This is a genomic window from Fibrobacter sp. (assembly GCF_045601785.1).
GTDB lineage: Bacteria > Fibrobacterota > Fibrobacteria > Fibrobacterales > Fibrobacteraceae > Fibrobacter.
The window spans coordinates 1-17,175 of sequence record NZ_JAZSAF010000006.1 but is presented as its reverse complement, the minus strand read 5'-3'; the positions used below and the strand labels follow the sequence as shown (position 1 = coordinate 17,175).

Annotated in this window: 18 protein-coding genes; 6 read left to right on the top strand and 12 right to left on the bottom strand. The window is 50.3% G+C overall.

Annotation, left to right across the window (positions count from 1 at the left end; genetic code table 11):
* Positions 1 to 33: 33 nt before the first annotated feature.
* Positions 34 to 2,313, bottom strand: coding sequence for a DUF6055 domain-containing protein (locus ACKI61_RS01385; RefSeq protein WP_407456026.1), 2,280 nt, complete (start codon positions 2,311 to 2,313; stop codon positions 34 to 36).
* Between the two features lie 194 nt (positions 2,314 to 2,507).
* Here ACKI61_RS01385 and ACKI61_RS01380 point away from each other — a divergent pair, with 194 nt between their 5' ends.
* Positions 2,508 to 4,400: an FISUMP domain-containing protein gene (locus ACKI61_RS01380; protein ID WP_407456025.1), complete on the top strand. Its 1,893-nt coding sequence runs from the start codon at positions 2,508 to 2,510 to the stop codon at positions 4,398 to 4,400.
* 120 nt (positions 4,401 to 4,520) lie between these two features.
* Complete coding sequence (locus ACKI61_RS01375) at positions 4,521 to 6,629, top strand: family 43 glycosylhydrolase (RefSeq protein WP_407456024.1); 2,109 nt, start codon at positions 4,521 to 4,523, stop codon at positions 6,627 to 6,629.
* A gap of 69 nt (positions 6,630 to 6,698) precedes the next feature.
* Here ACKI61_RS01375 and ACKI61_RS01370 read toward each other — a convergent pair whose 3' ends face one another.
* Together ACKI61_RS01370 and ACKI61_RS01365 are read right to left on the bottom strand one after the other, a co-directional pair.
* Positions 6,699 to 7,115, bottom strand: coding sequence for a DUF2442 domain-containing protein (locus tag ACKI61_RS01370; protein WP_407456023.1), 417 nt, complete (start codon positions 7,113 to 7,115; stop codon positions 6,699 to 6,701).
* 9 nt (positions 7,116 to 7,124) lie between these two features.
* Positions 7,125 to 7,358 (bottom strand): DUF4160 domain-containing protein, encoded by a 234-nt coding sequence (locus ACKI61_RS01365; RefSeq protein ID WP_407456022.1) that lies wholly within the window; start codon positions 7,356 to 7,358, stop codon positions 7,125 to 7,127.
* 453 nt (positions 7,359 to 7,811) lie between these two features.
* Here ACKI61_RS01365 and ACKI61_RS01360 point away from each other — a divergent pair, with 453 nt between their 5' ends.
* Positions 7,812 to 8,177: a helix-turn-helix domain-containing protein gene (locus ACKI61_RS01360; protein WP_173654150.1), complete on the top strand. Its 366-nt coding sequence runs from the start codon at positions 7,812 to 7,814 to the stop codon at positions 8,175 to 8,177.
* A gap of 118 nt (positions 8,178 to 8,295) precedes the next feature.
* Here ACKI61_RS01360 and ACKI61_RS01355 read toward each other — a convergent pair whose 3' ends face one another.
* The 6 genes from ACKI61_RS01355 to ACKI61_RS01330 form a co-directional block, all read right to left on the bottom strand.
* Positions 8,296 to 8,529 carry a DUF2442 domain-containing protein gene (locus ACKI61_RS01355; RefSeq protein WP_407456021.1) on the bottom strand — a complete coding sequence of 78 codons (234 nt, stop codon included), beginning with the start codon at positions 8,527 to 8,529 and terminating at the stop codon, positions 8,296 to 8,298.
* An 18-nt stretch (positions 8,530 to 8,547) separates the two neighbouring features.
* Positions 8,548 to 8,868 carry a type II toxin-antitoxin system RelE/ParE family toxin gene (locus tag ACKI61_RS01350; protein ID WP_407456020.1) on the bottom strand — a complete coding sequence of 107 codons (321 nt, stop codon included), beginning with the start codon at positions 8,866 to 8,868 and terminating at the stop codon, positions 8,548 to 8,550.
* Positions 8,868 to 9,104: a hypothetical protein gene (locus ACKI61_RS01345; protein WP_173380251.1), complete on the bottom strand. Its 237-nt coding sequence runs from the start codon at positions 9,102 to 9,104 to the stop codon at positions 8,868 to 8,870. Before ACKI61_RS01345 ends, ACKI61_RS01350 begins: the two co-directional genes overlap by 1 nt.
* Positions 9,105 to 9,214: 110 nt before the next feature.
* Positions 9,215 to 9,418, bottom strand: coding sequence for a hypothetical protein (locus ACKI61_RS01340; protein ID WP_407456019.1), 204 nt, complete (start codon positions 9,416 to 9,418; stop codon positions 9,215 to 9,217).
* 50 nt (positions 9,419 to 9,468) lie between these two features.
* On the bottom strand, positions 9,469 to 9,942 hold the full coding sequence (locus ACKI61_RS01335) for a hypothetical protein (protein WP_407456018.1): 474 nt from the start codon (positions 9,940 to 9,942) through the stop codon (positions 9,469 to 9,471).
* 20 nt (positions 9,943 to 9,962) lie between these two features.
* Complete coding sequence (locus ACKI61_RS01330) at positions 9,963 to 10,385, bottom strand: hypothetical protein (RefSeq protein WP_407456017.1); 423 nt, start codon at positions 10,383 to 10,385, stop codon at positions 9,963 to 9,965.
* Between the two features lie 485 nt (positions 10,386 to 10,870).
* On the opposite strand from ACKI61_RS01330, the gene dnaK reads away from it, so the two are divergent.
* Entirely contained in the window at positions 10,871 to 12,772 is a 1,902-nt protein-coding gene (gene dnaK, locus ACKI61_RS01325; RefSeq protein WP_407456016.1) for a molecular chaperone DnaK, read from the top strand.
* 80 nt (positions 12,773 to 12,852) lie between these two features.
* Positions 12,853 to 13,998: a molecular chaperone DnaJ gene (dnaJ, locus tag ACKI61_RS01320; protein WP_407456015.1), complete on the top strand. Its 1,146-nt coding sequence runs from the start codon at positions 12,853 to 12,855 to the stop codon at positions 13,996 to 13,998.
* Positions 13,999 to 14,119: 121 nt separating this feature from the next.
* Here dnaJ and ACKI61_RS01315 read toward each other — a convergent pair whose 3' ends face one another.
* Genes ACKI61_RS01315 through ACKI61_RS01305 form a run of 3 tightly spaced genes read right to left on the bottom strand, consistent with a single transcriptional unit; the run spans position 14,120 to position 15,894 of the window.
* Positions 14,120 to 15,319, bottom strand: a complete 1,200-nt coding sequence (locus ACKI61_RS01315) for an FISUMP domain-containing protein (RefSeq protein ID WP_407456014.1) — start codon at positions 15,317 to 15,319, stop codon at positions 14,120 to 14,122.
* Positions 15,320 to 15,322: 3 nt separating this feature from the next.
* Complete coding sequence (locus tag ACKI61_RS01310; protein ID WP_407456013.1) at positions 15,323 to 15,592, bottom strand: hypothetical protein; 270 nt, start codon at positions 15,590 to 15,592, stop codon at positions 15,323 to 15,325.
* A 38-nt stretch (positions 15,593 to 15,630) separates the two neighbouring features.
* Complete coding sequence (locus ACKI61_RS01305) at positions 15,631 to 15,894, bottom strand: hypothetical protein (protein ID WP_407456012.1); 264 nt, start codon at positions 15,892 to 15,894, stop codon at positions 15,631 to 15,633.
* A 186-nt stretch (positions 15,895 to 16,080) separates the two neighbouring features.
* On the opposite strand from ACKI61_RS01305, the gene ACKI61_RS01300 reads away from it, so the two are divergent.
* On the top strand, positions 16,081 to 17,169 hold the full coding sequence (locus ACKI61_RS01300; RefSeq protein ID WP_407456011.1) for an ATP-binding protein: 1,089 nt from the start codon (positions 16,081 to 16,083) through the stop codon (positions 17,167 to 17,169).
* Positions 17,170 to 17,175 lie beyond the last annotated feature (6 nt).

The following is a 17,175-nucleotide window of genomic DNA, read 5'->3' as shown; positions in this document are numbered from 1 at the left end:
TACTAAAGTATGATTTTGGGAGAATATAGCGGTCTATTGCAGATTTACTCGGCGCATTTCGCGAGAATCCTTGCCACGAACAAGGTATGTGCCCGCATTCAGGCCAGCCTTGCGCAGAGATTCTTGCATAGAAATTCGATCCCGAGCCGCTTTTTTTATGACACCCAGGTACTTTCCGTTCAAATTGAACACTTCAAAAGTATCGTCCGCCAAATTCAGGCGCAGGCTTTGAGCATGAACAGTCCCCGTAGGATTCCTTCCAGTGGAATCGTCTGCGACCGCATACCATACGGCCTTGTCGAGGCTTGCGGTTGCATCGGTCGGCGGAGTCGTGAGGTTTGCGCCGTAGTTTGCATTGTTTAGCATTCCATTGTCGACCATGCCGTAGAAGATTCCCTTCGTAAGTTCCTGATCGAAGTTGTTTTCGAGGTCGCCACGCAGCTGCGCCGTTCCCGAAAGTTTTTTACCGTTTACCGCCCACATCACGCCGTAGACTTGGGCATCGTCGGTCACCGTCGTATTCACGATAATCGAAAGCGCGCCGACCTTAGCCTTGCCGGTAATGCTTCCGCTCACGAGCCACGCGTCTTCTTCGAGCACGGCATCGTCGCCGATGGTACCTGCAGTCACGAGCGCTCGCCCGCGGACAACGGCATTCCCGCTAATGTTGCCGCCGTCTATGACCGCGAAATCCTCGATGCGGGCTTTCCCGGAAATCGTTCCGCCGTTCACGACCGCATCGGGACCCACGTATACGCTCGCATCGACCTTCGCCTTGCTGCTCACGAGGCCGCCGCCGTTGCTGTGCTTAGTGTATCCGCTCGCATTTGCGGGCTTCCAGAAGTCCTTGTTGTAGCCTTCGGGAGCGCCGTTTACCACCTCGATCATGTAAGGGTAGCGGTAAATGCTGTAGTAGAACTGGTCCCAGAGAATCGTCTGCATCTCGGTCGGAGTCGCCGTCACGGCAAGCCACAAAGCCTTGTCGCTTGCCTTCGTCTCGATGTCAAGATTGAATCCGGTTCCATGCTTCATCTCGCTGTAACGGGGCGTTCCGTCCGCGCCCTCCGCGACTAGCCCGACCGTCCAACCCGAGGCTGGGTCCGGCAGCTTGTCGGGCGCGTAATTGCACCAGTTGTATGATTTTCCCATGTAGTGGTCGGTGTTGTCGCCAAAGCATTTATACCCGCTCACAGTCGGCTTGTCCTGCACAATGCCGCGGAACTTGACAGTCACCTTCCCCGCCGAATCCGGATAAATGCGCACCAAGTTATAGCCCCAGCGCTGCGGAGCCCAGTAACTCGGCGAAATGTAGCGGTCTGCGCACTTCTCGCCCGCCGCGCATTCCATCTTGTTCAGCATGGTCACGCGCGGGTGTCTGCGGTAGTTGTCGCCCCAGCTGGCGTCACGACGCGTCTTGAATTCATAGTCGCCCCAGGACTTCTTGTACAAAGCCTTTTTTGCAGGCGCATATTCAAGCGTCGCGTTCTTCATCGCGAACTTGCCGAACTGCTGGTTCAAGCTATCGAGCGTCCAACCGTAAACCATCATCATCGCGGTAAACGGAGTCTGCTCCATGCGGCCGTCTTCGCCGTCGCGAACGGATTCCATCCAGATGCGGTTCACCTCGTGGGCACCCTTGTAGCCGCCGCCGAATTCTTCCTTGAGGTGTTCCAAGAATTGCCAGTTGCAGTAGCGGTCACGCGTAGAACCGTAATACAGGTACGGATAATTAATCAGGTATTCCGAGCAATGGGCGTCGTTCGGATTGTATTGATGCGCCATCCAGTTCGCATGGCTTTCGGCAAACCAGCCCGAATGGCTATTGTTGCCCATCCAGCCCGCAACCCCTTGCAGGCCGTGCGCAAATTCGTGCGACGTACCCCAGTAATCCTTCAGCGAGCCCACGCCAATCCACATGCCCGGGCCGAATTCATTGTTCAAGCCCTTCACAAAGTCTTGCCCGCCGTAGAGCGCCGCCATGACGGAATTATCGAACACATAAATGTTGCTCTTGAGTTTTTTATCGGGGCTTTTTGGGAACGGCAACATCCAGCCGAGCGAATCGATGTAGAATGAATAAACCTTCTCAAGCGACGTGAGCACGCCCTGCGCATCCGCATTCGGAATTGAGACATTATTCGCTTGGCCATCGTCCGTCGTCGGCTTCTTGCAAACTTCAAAGTGATCCGATTCCGCAATCAGTGTAAAGCCGTTACTGGCACACTGGTTTACCCATTCAATGGCGGCGTTCGCGCTTACGGCACCTGCGCAAAATACCGCCATGGCAAAATTTATACCATGATTGATTTTCATACATTTTTCCCAAACAACACACCCACGCGGGCGATATAAATAAATATAAGCTCATTTAGCGAAAACGAGCCTCCGTTTACGAAATTAAACATTCCTCACAATAGATGGATGGAACAATTTGTGCGACATTACATTTTTGAAGCCGGAGCACTTTTTTCTATAATTTCAATATCAAAAGGGTAATAGGAGAACTTATGAACGTAAAAATCCTTAGTCGTTTAAATTTTCAACTTATAGGACTTCCGTTCCTCATCTGCTTCGTCGCAGCATTCTTTTTCGCCTGCGGCGATGGCGACGCATCCAGTTCACAAGCCCCAGACGAATCGTCAAACACACCCGTCGACTCGGCTGAAATCGTAGACGACAACGCCTACGAAAAGATTCCCGTTATCCCCATCGTAGGCAAAACGATCAGCGGATTCGCCCAAAAAGGCCCTCTCAAGAAAGGCGGCAGTGTCACCATCATCGAACTGGACGGCGAAACGCTCGAAGAAACCGGGAAAAAGATTACAGGAACCATATTGAGCGACAGCGGCAACTATTCCATTTCTGATGTTTCCCTTGTTTCGCAGTATGCCATTGTCGAAGCTTACGGACAATACAGGGACGAAGTCTACGATTCCGGCATATACCCCACACAGCTCAGGGCGCTCGTCGACCTATCAAGCCGCGAAAAGGTAAACGTCAACATCATGACGACCTTTATTTACAAGCGCATTTTCAACCTCTACGATTCGGGAATGAACTTCCCCGCCGCCAAAAAGAAAGCAGAAAAAGAATTCCTAAGGGAATTTGGATTTACCGGAGACATCGGCGACTTTGAAGATCTAGACATTCTCAAAATGGGCGACGGAGATGCCGCCCTACTCGCCACAAGCATTCTCTTTACCAGAGATATCATCAATCCGGATCCTTCCGACGACAAAATTTGGAAAACGGCCTTTACAGAAGACTTCACTACCGACGGCAAATGGGACGATGAAGAGCTGAAGACCCAAATCGCTGACGAAATCGATACCGTTCACTTCACCTACATCATATACAACATCTCCCAATGGGAATTGTCTTCCGAATTCAACCATTTCGACATTTTCGTCAACAAATTTATGGGCAAGGCCTATGGTCTCGGCGAATGTACCGACATCAGGTCCGGAGAAGTCAAGCGCATCGAGAACACGCTCACCAACACCCTCTATACCCATTATATTTGTAGAGACAAAAAATGGTATCCCGCGACTATAAAAGAAACCGACATATTCAAAGTAGAATGTTCCGCCAAGAACCTTGGAGCAATCTACACGAAAAAGGGCATCAACGATAACAACGACAGCACCGACAACAGGTATTACTGCTCGGACAGCGGCTGGATCAGCGTGCAAGACTGGAGCCTTGACATCGACAAGAATCTTCTCCTGAATCCCAACATCCAATACGGCGAGATGACCGATCCTCGCGACGGCCATGTTTACAAGACCGTCGAAATCCAAGGGACGACCTGGATGGCACAGAACCTGAACTACGCCGACAGCATCCGCACGATAAGTCTTCTTGGAGAAAGCAAGTGCTTCCGAAACGACGAACGGTATTGTAACACCTTCGGACGCATGTACACATACGCCGCCCTGGCAGACTCTGTCAGGCTATATGAATTGTACGGTTGCAATTTCACAAATCTGGGCGGCTGCCGCGAGGCCAAAGACCATATCCAGGGAATCTGTCCCGATGGATGGCGCCTGCCCAACGAAAAAGAGATGACCGCGCTTCTGGATCTCGCCCAAAGCGACGAAGATTACGAAGGTCCTAGCAAGCTGAAGGCTTTGGGTGGATGGGTTTACCGCTACGAAGACGGATTCATCCACACAAACGAGAACGGTAGCGACGCATTCGGATTCGCCGCACTCCCCACCATGTTCAGCGCCGACGGAAGCGACCACTATTTTGCCGCCTTCTTCGCCGGCAGCTCAAGCACATTGTCCATTCCGGGAAGTCGCCGCAACTACGTCTCCCGCTACGACGGCTACTGGATTTACGTAGACAGCTACTTCTCAGTCCGTTGCGTCAAAGACACCGCCGAACCTGCAGAATAGCGAAAAATTCCTCCCCCACCTTTGTAAAAATGTCAATGATAAGTTAATTCCGGGGCGTTCCGCGGGGCTTTTCGCGATATATCTTTATTCTCGGTGTTTTAACGATGTTTGGAGATTAAGATGAAAAATATCTTATTCGTTTCTTCCGTATTGGCCTTGGCTTGTACGGGTTTCGCTCAGAAAATTGTAATCACGACGAACTATACGGCGGACCCGGCGCCTTACGTTCATGGGGATACGGTTTACCTGTACACGACCCACGACGAGGACAATGCCGACGGGTTCATAATGTACGACTGGCTGTTGCACACTTCCACGGACATGGTCAACTGGACCAGCCACGGTGCCGTAGCGAGCCTGGGCGACATCAAGTGGAGTTCAAAAAACAACGGGGCCTGGGCGGAACAGGTCATCGAGCGCGACGGCAAGTGGTTCATGTACGTCCCCATTCACGGCAACGGCATTTCCGTCTTGGTTGCGGACAACCCTTATGGCCCCTTCAAGGAACCTTTGAACAAGGCCCTGGTCTGGCAGCGCGAGCACTGGAACGATATCGACCCTACCGTCTGGATTGACGACGACGGACAGGCCTACATGTACTGGGGCAACCCCGAATTGTACATGATCAAGTTGAACAAGGACATGATCAGTACTCAGGGCTCCATCGTCACCTACCCCAAGATCAAGGATTACCAGGAAGGCCCCTGGGTCTATAAGCACGGCGACCATTACTACATGACTTTCGCATCGACCTGCTGTGCGGAAGGTATCGGGTATGCCATGAGCGACAAGATTACGGGCCCCTGGACCTACAAGGGCGACATTATGCCGCATTCTTCGCGCAGCAACGGAAACCACCCGGGTATCATCGATTTCAAGGGGAAATCCTACGTTTTCGGCCTGAATTACGAACTTTGGCGTTACAAGTCCGAGAAGATTGGCCAGAAATACCAACACAAGGAGCGTCGTTCTGTCGGCCTTTCCGAAATGAAATATAACGCCGACGGCACTATTCAAAAGATTGACTATTGGCCGGACAATGGCGTGGCCCAGCTGGAAGATTTCGACCCGTACAAGCGCGTAGAAGCGGAAACCATGTCGTGGGGCGAAGACGTGAGGGTCCGTAAGAGCGGTACCGCTGGCAATACGGTCATCACCAATCTTTCCGAAGGAAAATACACCAAGATTAGCGGTGTGGAATTCGGCGACGCGGGCGCGGAAAGCTTCTCGGCATCCGTTCTGAGCGTCAAGAAGGCGTCGAGCATCACCATCCGCCTAGATAAAGTGGATGGCGAAATCGTCGGCAAGGCGGAATTTAGCGCAGACGGCCTGGTGACGGTGCCGCTCTCCGGTGCGGTCGGCAAGCACGACGTGTTCTTCGTGTTCGCGGGCGATTTCGAGGCGGACTACTGGGAATTCGAGGACAGCAAGACTTCCATTCCGCAGGGCCCGTTCTGCAAGGCGAAACTCAGCGCCCCCGAGGCAAAATGCGACGTGCCGGTCGTGGGCGCGAAGGTCGAGGGCACGGCCAACTTCATCGACTTCGAGAACTACGACGTGGGCGGTGCGGGCAAGGCCTACTACGACATGGATTCCAAGAACCAGGGAGGCGAATACCGCGAAGACCGCGTGGACATCGTGAAAAACGGCGACGGATTTGCCGTGGGCTACACGCAGAAGGGCGAATGGCTGGAATACACCGTGAACGTGCAGGCGGGTGGCAAGTTCCCCTTCGAGCTCAGCTACGCAAGCGGCATGGACAACACCGGCGTGCGCCTGTTCATGGACGACGAGCCGATTACCGACACGCTCGCACTCACGGGCACCGGGGATTTCGACACCTACGGCACCTTCAAGGGAACGACCACCAAGGAACTCACCGAAGGTGAACACGTGCTCAAGGTGCTGGTGACAAGCGACTACGTGAACCTCGACTGGATTGCATTTGGGGAAAGCGAAGGCAGCGCCGAGGACATCCGGAACGGGACCACGGGTATCGTGCCGAAAATCGCCCTAAACGGCGCCGGAGCCGCTGGCGCGTTCGCGAGAGTCGCGGGCACCTACAGGGTATTCGACCTGATGGGCTCCGAGCTCGGGAACATCCGCCTGAACGCCGGCGCAACGCTGACGGACCTCAAGGCCGGACTCAAGACTGCCGGCTTCGGGAGCGGCGTCTACGTCGTCCGCAATCCTGCTGGAAAGACGCTGAAACTGCAAGTCGGGGAATGAGTTCTCGCGCATCTTAAACCGCGCACAGCCTCCCCCGTACTTTAAAATCCTCCCCTGCGGAGGATTTTTTTAAACATCCATCAGTTCTCGGCCTATTCGATGGAATTCTTCATCTATTTTTTTTCGGCGGGCAGCAGAAGGCTTCTTTGTTCCATTCACATAGGCAGCGAATAATGGTTGCGGAATTCCAAGCCTACGGGCAAATGCAGCTGCATTAAGTTCAGGGAAAAGCCAGAAAACTCGTCCAACGGGGTTCATTTTCTTTGGCGCGAAGAAACCAGAGAGCGCCAAGCCCTCGTCAAGATCGTCAAACCAAACCCCGTCGAGATCAACACGGCAATTTTCCAACTGTTCTCTTGTCGCGTTTCTAAGCGGTTCGTAGTCGCGGATAAGTTCCTTGCCAATGCGTCCATCCTTCAATTCAACACAAACAGCATCCTTTTCCACCCAGACTCTTTTCACGTCTTTTTCTGTTATATCGCTCATAATGTTTTCCTATCCAAAAATTTCAAACCATCGTCTGACAATCAACTCGCTTTTTTCTGTTGCAAGCGCAGCAGCTTTTGCCATATCCGCATTCGACAACTTTCCGAATATAGGCCTAGCCGTTCCATTAACAATCTCGAATTTTGCTAATTTACCCTGTTTTCTCACATGAACATGCACTGGTTCGTGCTCGTTCATATAAAAGAAAAACGAGAATCCGTCCGTTTCAAATATCTTTGGCATAATGAATATAGGTTATTATTTAATAACTGTCAATAAGTCAAACAACAAGTTTTTTAAATCTATTAATTAGATTTAAAATTTGTGCAAACAGTTGATTGCAAAATTTGCTTATTGGACGCTAAGGCTTGTCCACATCATTCAACATGCATATTTGTTCGTATAAATGTAAGCATTCTCTTTTCTTTGCAAAAAAACAAGCAATGGGCTTTGCCGTGTGGGACAATTCAGCGTTTTGGTCTCGGGGTGGTTTTCTTTCCGCCAATTTTTATATATTATCCACTGACAGGCACCGGTAGCGGATTTCCGCTTACAAGCCACGTTCGACTAGAAAAGCCGACTTTTGCTATATCCCCAATGAATATTGGGAGTTTTATATATCAAAAGCCGACTTTTTTTGTTTGTTAATGTTCAACCCTATTGACTAATAATCAAAAATTGATTATATTCAATCCTATGTTGGCAGTCGTGAAAAAGCCCCGTATTGAAATCCGCGCGAAGCATATCCCTGCTCCGCTTGTCAGGTTCTTGAAGGATACCTACAAGCCCGAAAACGTCGCGGTCTGCAAAAATGAGGACTCGATTCCCTTCGAGGAGTCCGATTGGTTCAAGAATCTGGATTCTACTCCCGGAGAAATGATTGTCGCGAACCGCGATTTGCGCAACTGGTCGCAGGTCACCCTTGCCGAAAAACTCGGAATTCAGGTCCAGAACCTCTGCGCCATGGAAAACGGACGCAGGGCAGTATCCCGCAAGATGGCGATAAAACTCGGCGAAATCTTCGGAACCGACCCCGCCGCATTCTTTGATTTTAGCAAGTAAAGGGGGAAAAGGAATATGGAAATTTCCTTCTGTCGAAGCTGCCGGGAGAACGACTAATTGTTCATTGACATTCTTTCGTGCAAAGGACATTACGAAGACGTTTGACGATTAAGTCGGCTTATTGAAGGCTCTTGATGAATTCCGGGGCGAAGTCGACGCCGTTCGGCCATCTGATTGTATGCGCTTGCAACGTGAAATCCTTAAAGGTATTAATATCTGCAAGTTGCTGCACGATGGGTCGGTGGTCTGACTTGATGACGTTTTCGAAATCAGCGACAAAACGGCATCCGTCGTTAAATTCAACAGATATCTTGTAATCTCCAATATATTTTGCGTCAATCACGTGAAGCATATCTAGACCAGCACTCCCCTAGCGGTTTGACAGGACCTGGGGCAGATTTCGTTTGCCGTAGATTACATGCACGACAGAAACGCACAAATTGTTTTCATCTACAGTATAAAAGATTGAATAATTGCGAACTGTAAAATACCGCACCCCTTCTGAAAGCCAAGGTTCGTTTGGAAACTGATGATAACGGCTAGGCATAAGCGATAAGCCCTTCATTGCCTGATGAAGTGCGTCTATCACATTTTCAGCGGATTTTTTCGATTTAAGTTCAACCGAAATATAGGAGTATATTTCGGCTAAATCGGATTTTGCCTGTTCAGTGAGAAAAAGGGAGTATTCCATTATGCAAAGCGCTGCTTGAGTTCTGCAAAAGCATCGTCTAGGGGCGTGACACGACCATTGCGCACGTCGTCTAAGCCTTTTTGCATCTTAGCATTGAATACCTCGTCCGACTCTTCGAGTGCGGACATACGTTCCTGCTCATATTGGTAAAGCAGAAACTGGATATACTTCGAAACATCCTCGAGATAGGATTCCGGCAACTGGCGAATTTCTTTTTCTAGGACGTCGTATGACATAATAACTCCATAGACAAATATACACTTTTCTTTGTCGGAAAGCAAGCGATAAGCCTTGCTGTATGGGATAAAAACCGGGGTGTTGGAGCACGGGGTGGTTGTTTTGGGGACTAAGAATCCATCAATCCTTTGATGAATTCTTCTGCATCGGCGACCGGTGCTCCGTTTTTTATTTCGGAAATGGCTTCAGAAAGTTTCGCGTATATTTCGTTCCAGGGCGTGACGCGACCTTTTAGCATATCGTTGTAGCCCTTCTCGAGTTCCGCATCGAGACGCTCTTTAGACCATTTGGCGGCGTTTTCAATTATGTTCATTTTATCAAGCATATAGTTATCTGCACAAATGCAATGCATTAAAAAAATGTTTAGCCGTCCCCAGGGGGTGGAGCCCATAACGGAAAACGTGCATACCTTGTTTTATGCAAATACAAAGCCGCGATCACGGAAATAAACGCAGGCACAACATTCACCACATTCATCAAAATAACTCCGAAAAAAATAGATTCCGTATATGTCCAAAATTGAGCCCCAAAAAGGCTAGAAACTGCCATCAGAAAGATATTAAATGCCCATATTCTGGAAATAAGTATTCCGATTTGTGTATCAAACAGTATTCGTCCATCAATCCAATCATTATTCAGAAGAATTATGTAAAGGTAATATGGAGCCAAAGCAAAAATATAGACGATAAAATTATCCGTCCATAACGGAGATGTTACCCCCGCCCAAAAAAGAACAAAGGGAATTACGGCGCAAAGAACATAAATCTTGCGCATCGAGGGCATCTTGACATCTTTGCCCTGGTTCAGTTCAAATTCTATATCTTTGGACGTTTTCATACGGGTTTTCTCATTTAGAGTTACCACCAAAAAAATGATATTATTGCCCTTGCAAAATCATTGTCTTTTGTCACATAAATGAGAAATAGGATAAACAAGAAGAAAAAGGACACAATCAGATTCAAGAGACCTAACCTACATATGTTCAAGACGGTTTCCCAAGTTTGGGGCACAATAAATATTAGCACCGTCAATAAAATCGATGTCAAAAAACTCAACAAAGCATTGCTTCCCCAAAGACCGCTCTTTTTTTCTTTTGAAAACATAAAACCAAAGAATAAATAAGCATAAAAAGGAATTAACGAGAGGCACCAAAGATAAATGCTATCCGTAAAGACGGGCGCTAACATTCCTCCCCCAAAAAGGATAAACGGAATTATAAACGCCAGAATAATGTCAACAGGCGTAAAAGATTCTTCTATTTTTTCTTCATCGTTTTCCATACCTATAATATATATCCAATCTGCTGTCAAAAATTAACAGTTGATAATTTTTTTGAGAGGCCGGTGGTTTGCAGAACCCCCTTGCGTTCGGCCACAGCCAATTGCACAAGTTCATTGGCTGCGGCTCTCATTTCTGGGGTTTTTAAGGGGTGTCCCCTTAGGCGAGGGGGTAGCGGAAGACTGTTTGGACGCAGACGAGAATGGCGATGCCGGAACGGAGTCCGGCATGACAGCCTGCGGCATGATGCGGACAAACCGGCTGGAGCGAGGGGGATTCCTCCCCCACCCCTTTACAGGGTGTTTTAATATGAAACACGCTTTTTTTGCCCCGGTTTAGGGCTTTTTCTTGTTTCAGAACGAAACGAAATGGCCGTTTTTTGCCAGTTATTAGCATTTGGCACGGGTTTTGCTTATGTATGGGCGTAAAAATCGCCCCCTTTCGGAATGATTCGCGGGCGGCAAGAATTTAAAATAGGAGACTCATTATGAGCAAGATTATCGGTATTGACTTGGGAACGACCAACAGCTGCGTGTCCGTGATGGAAGGCGGCAAGCCGGTCGTGATCGCTAACGCGGAAGGTTTCCGCACCACCCCGTCCATTGTCGCTTTCGGCAAGAACGGCGAACGTCTGGTGGGCCACGTGGCAAAGCGTCAGGCCATCACCAACCCCGAAAAGACGATTTACTCCATCAAGCGTTTCATGGGCCGTACGGCCGGCGAATGCTCCGCTGCCGAAAAGAACATGCCCTACAAGCTGGTGGGCTCGGGTTCTGACCCGGTGCGCGTGCAGGTGGACGACAAGCAGTTCGCTCCTCCCGAGATTTCGGCCATGGTTCTCCAGACCATGAAGAAGATTGCCGAAGACTACCTGGGCCAGCCGGTGACGCAGGCCGTGATTACGGTCCCCGCCTACTTTAACGACTCCCAGCGTCAGGCTACGAAGGACGCCGGCAAGATTGCTGGCCTCGAAGTGCTCCGTATCGTGAACGAACCGACGGCTGCTGCCCTCGCCTACGGTCTTGACTCCAAGAAGAGCGAAAAGGTCGCCGTGTATGACCTCGGTGGCGGTACGTTCGATATCTCTATCCTTGAAATCGACGACGGCATGTTCAGCGTGAAGGCCACCAACGGCGATACGATGCTCGGCGGTGACAACTTCGACGAAGTGATTATCGACTGGATCAACGACGAATTCAAGAAGGACAATCCGGGCATCGACCTGAAGAAGGACAAGATGGCCCTGCAGCGTTTGAAGGACGCCGCGGAAAAGGCGAAGATCGACCTTTCTGCAACGACTTCCACGAACATCAACCTCCCCTTCATCACTGCCGACGCTTCGGGCCCGAAACACTTGGACCTCACGCTCAGCCGTGCAAAGTTTGACCAGCTGACCGCCCACCTGGTGGAACGCTCCATGGAACCCTGCCGCAAGGCTATCGCCGACTCCGGCCTCTCCCTGAGCGAAATCGACGAAGTGATCCTGGTCGGTGGTTCTACCCGTATCCCGGCCGTGCAGGAAGCCGTGAAGAAGTTCTTCGGCAAGGAACCGAACAAGACTGTGAACCCGGACGAAGTGGTGGCTATCGGTGCCGCCGTCCAGGGTGCCGTGCTTAGCGGCGACTCCTCCGTGAAGGACGTGTTGCTCCTCGACGTGACCCCGCTTTCCCTGGGTATCGAGACTCTCGGTGGCGTGATGACCAAGCTCATCGACCGTAACACCACGATTCCGACCAAGAAGAGCCAGGTGTTCTCTACCGCCGAAGACAACCAGCCGGCCGTAACGATTCACGTGCTCCAGGGCGAACGCGAATTTGCCCGCGACAACCGTACGCTCGGCAAGTTCGACCTGACCGACCTCCCGAAGAAGCCGCGTGGCGTGCCGCAGATCGAAGTGACCTTCGATATCGACGCAAACGGCATTGTGCATGTGTCTGCCAAGGACAAGGAAACCGGCAAGGAACAGTCCATCAAGATTACTTCTTCCAGCGGCCTTTCCGAGGACGAAATCAACAAGATGGTGAAGGATGCCGAAGCCAACGCTGCCAAGGACAAGGAACAGCGCGAACTGGTGGACATCAGGAACCAGGCCGAACAGATGGCTTACCAGGCCGAAGGTCAGCTGAAGGAATTTGGCGACAAGTTGCCGGCCGACACCAAGAGCCAGCTGCAGGCAGCCATCGACGACATCAAGGCCAAGAAGGACAACGGCACCAAGGAAGAGATCAAGGCCGCTATGGACAAGCTCCAGGGCATGATCAGCTCCATGGCCCAGGCCGCCGGTGCAAACCAGGCCCAGCCGGGTCCGCAGCCGGGTGCTTCTGAACAGCCCAAGTCCGACAAGAAGGGCGATGGCCCGGAAGTCGTCGACGCGGAAGTGGTTGACTAATTTCAACCTTAAAGAATTGAACAGGATTCGCTCTCTTTTTGGGGAGCAATCCTTTTTGCGTAAAAAGAGCGAGCGCAAAAATGGCTGAAAAAAGAGATTATTACGAAGTTCTAGGCGTCGGCAAGGACGCGAGTGCTGACGAGATCAAGCACGCCTACAAGAAGCTTGCCATCAAGTACCACCCGGACAAGAACCCGGGCGACAAGGAAGCCGAAGAGAAGTTCAAGGAGGCTGCCGAGGCCTACGATGTGCTCAGCAACCCCGAGAAGCGTAAGCAGTATGACCAGTTCGGCTTTAACGCTCCCGGTGGCGGCTTTGGTGGCGGCGGATTCGGTGGCCAGGGATTCAGTTTCGAGGATATCTTCGCGAACTTTGGCGATATTTTCGGTGGCGGATTCGGTGGTTTTGGCGGCGGTGGCCGCAGGAGCTCACGCAAGGCCGGGCCTCCGCGCGGAAACGATTTGCAGATCAAGGTGGCGCTCAGTTACAAGGAAATCTTCGAGGGTTGCACCAAGAAGGTTCGCCTGAAACGCTACACGCCGTGTACGGAATGTAACGGCAAGGGCGGCCAGGACATCAAGGAATGCAGCACCTGTCATGGAACGGGTCGTGTGCGCCGCTCTACGGGCGGATTTTTCCAGATGATTACCGAGAGCGCCTGCCCCATCTGTAACGGCATGGGCGAAGTCATCGCGAAACCGTGCCCGCATTGCCACGGCGAGGGCCGTGTGCAGGAAACCGAAGAGATTTCCATCAAGATTCCGGCGGGCGTTGCCGAGGGCCAGTACTTGAACCTGCGCGGCGAAGGCAACTGCGGGCCTCGCGGCGGTGCCTGCGGCGACTTGCTGGCGGTCATTGCCGAAAAGCCCGATGACTTCTACACCCGTGAAGGCGACGATTTGCACTGCGAAATCAAGGTGCCGGTCCACAAGCTGGTGCTTGGCGGAACGCAGCGAATCCCGACGCTGGACGGTAGCGAAGTGCAGATCAAGATTGCGGCCGGCACTCAGGCCGGGAGCATCTTGCGCCTGCGCGAACAGGGCCTGTACCCGCTGAACAAGCGCGGCGTCCGTGGAAGCCTCTACGTGAACATCGGCGTGGAAATCCCGAAGGACTTGAGCCGCGAAGAGAAGGAACTCTACCAGAAACTCGCGGAACTCAGGCACGACAAGGAAACCGCGCAGGAAGAGTCTTTCCTTGAGAAGATGAAGAATCTGTTCAAGTGACGCGCAATGTCATCCTGAGCCGCAGCGTGGCAAAGTAGGCTGGTTACGCTAAATTCTGCAAATGAAAACTCCCGGATCCGAGTGGATTCGGGAGTTAAAGTTTTAGCGGGATTAGGGAACGTTAATCCTTAATGCATCGGACCGAGAATCCCTGGTTCTTTTTAGTGGAGTTCAGGCTCGCGCTCTCGTCACCGATTCGCAGACCCATTCCGTATGCTTTTTTCGCATTACTGTCTCTCTCTGTAGAGCTCCAGAATGACGCGGCACTGCCAAGATCGTAGAGGTCGCCGCTTTTGTCTAAGCTGCCAGCAGGCAAGGCATTGAACCCGAAGGCGTCGATGGAGTTATCACTCAAACTACTTCCACGACCACCCCTTAAAAATCCACGACCATCCCATCCGCTGGTAGATTTCAGCATCTTTCCTGCCGTTTCCTTTCCACCTACTGCATGAATAAAATCACTGAATTCTTCATCTGTAGGCAGATGCCAGCCTTCCGGGCAAATTCCTCGGACAGGATAATTCGGTGAGCAGGTCTTGTCATAACCGCAGTCCTTGCCGTTACTACTCCAGGTCCCAGCACTATCCATAGCCGCAGACCACAAATAGAGGCAACCGTATTTTTTACAAACCGCAGGGTCGCTGTCGTTGCAAGCAGGGGCTTTGTCGTAGCAGGAGCTGTTCTCCGTTTCGTAGTTCAAGTTCTCCGCCATCCATACCTGTTCACCGATTTTCACAGTCTTGTACGTTTGACCGTCGCGGGAGTCCTTCATTGCCGCCACTTGTTGTTTTGCTGCAGCGCCACCTTCGACACAGCGGACGGACATAGCACCCTTCTTACTGTAGTTGCTGTTGTCCTTCTTTTGTGCCTTAAAACTAAAGTACGCATAGTTCCCCTTATCCTTGGCAAACTCGCCATCCGACCAGAAGTCGGCACGCAGGCCTCCGAGCTCGTACTTTCCCTTGCTGTTACGAAATCCGCTAGCGGGCACCATAAGGTTCTTCTGGAGATCGGCAACAGTCAAGGCACCCCATTCGCTTTCCGACGGAAGACGCCAACCATCTGGGCAGACATTCTGGGCGACATCCCAAGTGTAGAGTCGACCATACTGTTCGCAAAAGGACGCATCGTCTTCATAGCAGAAGCTTCCCATTGCCTTATAATTCAAGTTTTCCGCCATCCAGGTCTGGTTGCCAATTTTCACGGTCTTGTAGGTTTTTCCGTCGCGGGAGTCCTTTAGCACTCCATTATTGGGAGCTGCGATGACTGTGGTGATTAGTGCGGTCGACAATACAAGAAAGCCCTTTATTTGAATTCGCATTTGTTATCTCTCCTTTGCGTTCATTTTGATGAGTTTGTCCTTTGTTGTAATTTTGCTACAGTCATTCTCATGTTTTTCTCCACCGGGTAATCCTGTATAGAAACCGCATTTGAGTTGGTACTTGGAGCCGTCCTTGCATTCGTAATTTCTATGGACATAAGTGATACCAAAGGCTTCACGTGTATGTCCATCGTCACCGATGCATTCGATGTCGTTGCAGCTGCATAGAGTGCATAATGCAAGCGCTGCCGCAGAGATTGTCAGAAGTTTCATAAAGACCTCATTAATGTGTTATGTTGTTGTTAATTTATTCATATCAAGAGTTGAACAAGAATGGTAGTTACACCTGATGTGAAAACTGACGCAATAATGCTATAAATCGCAATTTTTTGATTGACATCCATTCTTTTCTCAGCTTGTTCTAATCTAATGGCAGCATTCATAAGTTCTACAAGTTTGCAAAAATTCTTTTGCGCTCTTTCATCCGAAGTTTGTTGAATTACTTTTATTTGATTGTCAAGCCTCTCCTGAATACATTTCAGAAAATCCTCTCGATTTCTATTGAGCAATCTCATTCATCAAACTCCATTCGATATTTTCTACTCCCAAATGTAAACAAAAAAAAACAATGTCAAGTATTTTTTGAAATTTTGGCATTTTTTTACACTTTTGACTGATTTTAGAGAAAATTACACCGAACAAGAATATAAAATCATACCGAATTGATTGACTAAATTAGACCGATTATATATATTGGTGACATGAAATCGTCCAATTACAAGCCCAGAATTGTTGATAGCCAGATAAAAAACGCACTTTCCACTTTCGGCGCGGTATGTGTCGAGGGTCCCAAATGGTGCGGCAAGACCTGGACATCCGATTTTCATGCCAAAAGTAAAATTGAACTTGGCGATCCGAGTGGCAATTTTCAAAACAGGCAACTTGCCGAACTTGACCCAAAACTAGTCTTAGATGGCGATACGCCAAGACTCATTGACGAATGGCAAGAAGTTCCGCCGGTATGGGACACAGTGCGTTACGAAGTCGACCATCGTGCCGCTAAGGGGCAATTTATCTTGACGGGTTCCTCAACCCCGTCACGCAAGGGCATTCTGCACAGTGGAGCCGGACGAATTGCCAAAATCCGCATGCGACCAATGTCGCTCTACGAATCAGGATCCTCCAGCGGCGTTGTATCTCTACAGGATATATGCAACGGTAAAATTGAACCGGTCATGACGGGAGAAGTTCAATTAAAGGCTTTGATAGAACTCGTTGTTCGCGGAGGATGGCCGGGAAACCTCGGGCTTACTACGGAACAATCCATGGCTATACCGAAAGCCTATCTTGACGCCATTATCGATGACGACATGGACCGCCTGGACGGAATCAAGCGGAATAAGACCAAGATGACACTATTGCTACGGTCACTTGCTCGAAACGAATCAACCACGGCAACCAATAAGATTTTGAAAAACGACATCAAGGAAGTCGATGACGACGATATTGACACAGATACAATCGCCAGCTATCTCGATGTCTTAAAGAGACTCTTTCTCGTCGAGAACCAGCCGCCATTCAGCACAAAAATTCGCTCCAAACTTAGGGTCAAGCAAGCCGAGAAAAGGCACCTAGCCGACCCCTCGCTTGCAGCATCGCTATTGGGCGCAACCCCCGATAAACTCATGCACGACTTGAATACTCTGGGTTTTCTGTTTGAATCGCTTTGTGAACGGGATCTGGACATCTACGCAAAATCATTCGGCGGAAAGCTTTATCATTACCAAGATTACGCCAACAAGGAAATTGATTCCGTCATCGAGATGCCCGATGGCAAAGTCGGATCGTAGCCATGT

Coding starts and splice junctions, on each gene's coding strand:
- ACKI61_RS01385 (WP_407456026.1), bottom strand. CDS start 2,313: ATGAAAATCAATCATGGTATAAATTTTGCCATGGCGGTATTTTGCGCA.
- ACKI61_RS01380 (WP_407456025.1), top strand. CDS start 2,508: ATGAACGTAAAAATCCTTAGTCGTTTAAATTTTCAACTTATAGGACTT.
- ACKI61_RS01375 (WP_407456024.1), top strand. CDS start 4,521: ATGAAAAATATCTTATTCGTTTCTTCCGTATTGGCCTTGGCTTGTACG.
- ACKI61_RS01370 (WP_407456023.1), bottom strand. CDS start 7,115: ATGAGCGATATAACAGAAAAAGACGTGAAAAGAGTCTGGGTGGAAAAG.
- ACKI61_RS01365 (WP_407456022.1), bottom strand. CDS start 7,358: ATGCCAAAGATATTTGAAACGGACGGATTCTCGTTTTTCTTTTATATG.
- ACKI61_RS01360 (WP_173654150.1), top strand. CDS start 7,812: ATGTTGGCAGTCGTGAAAAAGCCCCGTATTGAAATCCGCGCGAAGCAT.
- ACKI61_RS01355 (WP_407456021.1), bottom strand. CDS start 8,529: ATGCTTCACGTGATTGACGCAAAATATATTGGAGATTACAAGATATCT.
- ACKI61_RS01350 (WP_407456020.1), bottom strand. CDS start 8,868: ATGGAATACTCCCTTTTTCTCACTGAACAGGCAAAATCCGATTTAGCC.
- ACKI61_RS01345 (WP_173380251.1), bottom strand. CDS start 9,104: ATGTCATACGACGTCCTAGAAAAAGAAATTCGCCAGTTGCCGGAATCC.
- ACKI61_RS01340 (WP_407456019.1), bottom strand. CDS start 9,418: ATGAACATAATTGAAAACGCCGCCAAATGGTCTAAAGAGCGTCTCGAT.
- ACKI61_RS01335 (WP_407456018.1), bottom strand. CDS start 9,942: ATGAAAACGTCCAAAGATATAGAATTTGAACTGAACCAGGGCAAAGAT.
- ACKI61_RS01330 (WP_407456017.1), bottom strand. CDS start 10,385: ATGGAAAACGATGAAGAAAAAATAGAAGAATCTTTTACGCCTGTTGAC.
- dnaK (WP_407456016.1), top strand. CDS start 10,871: ATGAGCAAGATTATCGGTATTGACTTGGGAACGACCAACAGCTGCGTG.
- dnaJ (WP_407456015.1), top strand. CDS start 12,853: ATGGCTGAAAAAAGAGATTATTACGAAGTTCTAGGCGTCGGCAAGGAC.
- ACKI61_RS01315 (WP_407456014.1), bottom strand. CDS start 15,319: ATGCGAATTCAAATAAAGGGCTTTCTTGTATTGTCGACCGCACTAATC.
- ACKI61_RS01310 (WP_407456013.1), bottom strand. CDS start 15,592: ATGAAACTTCTGACAATCTCTGCGGCAGCGCTTGCATTATGCACTCTA.
- ACKI61_RS01305 (WP_407456012.1), bottom strand. CDS start 15,894: ATGAGATTGCTCAATAGAAATCGAGAGGATTTTCTGAAATGTATTCAG.
- ACKI61_RS01300 (WP_407456011.1), top strand. CDS start 16,081: ATGAAATCGTCCAATTACAAGCCCAGAATTGTTGATAGCCAGATAAAA.